Annotated in this window: 1 protein-coding gene; it reads left to right on the top strand. The window is 62.4% G+C overall.

Annotated elements, in window-relative coordinates; genetic code table 11:
* A partial coding sequence (gene istB / locus ACI3K3_RS25720; protein ID WP_404918955.1) for an IS21-like element helper ATPase IstB occupies positions 1–494 on the top strand: 494 nt, incomplete at its 5' end.
* Positions 495–728 lie beyond the last annotated feature (234 nt).

The raw sequence follows: 728 nt of genomic DNA, 5'->3' as shown, positions 1-728 counted from the left end.
ATCGCCGGCTCTTCGAAACGCTGCTGGCGGGGGAATGGATCTCCAGGCACGAAAACTTGGCCATCATCGGCCCGACCGGCATCGGCAAAAGTTGGTTGGCCTGTGCAATCGGCCACAAGGCCTGCCGCGATAACCGTTCGGTTCTCTACACCCGGCTGCCGCGGCTGATCGACGAACTGACGCTGGCCAAGGGAGACGGCCGCATCGCCGCCCGCATGAAGAGCCTTGCCCGGGTCGACCTGCTGATCCTGGACGACTGGGGGCTTCAGCCGCTCGACGGCAACGCCCGTCATCATCTCCTCGAAATCCTCGAAGACCGCTACGGTCAGCGCTCCACGCTCGTCACCAGCCAGCTTCCAGTGGCCCGCTGGCATCAGACCATAAACGATCCGACCTACGCCGACGCCATCCTGGACCGCCTCGTGCACAACGCACACCGGCTCGAACTCGAGGGTGAGTCCATGCGCCGGCCTGCGACCCAAACGGCCGCTTGACCACCGCCAACCCCTAATGCCATCAGGCGAAACGATCTGGCTTCTGCCCGGCCGGGATCAAATCGGAATGATGGCCGGGATCAGATTGGAACAGGCGGCCGGGATCATCGTTGGGGTGGACGGCCCCCGATACGGCATCAAAATGTGCCAGAGTGAGTCGTTGTGAACTCAAGCGAGGGGACCGTCCGTGGACCAGATTATCCGCATTGGTATCGACACGTCAAAGAGCGTTTT

Origin of the sequence: Novosphingobium sp. ZW T3_23 (assembly GCF_044987305.1) — a bacterium.
Taxonomy (GTDB): Bacteria; Pseudomonadota; Alphaproteobacteria; order Sphingomonadales; family Sphingomonadaceae; genus Novosphingobium.
This window is presented reverse-complemented; position numbering and strand designations above follow the sequence as displayed.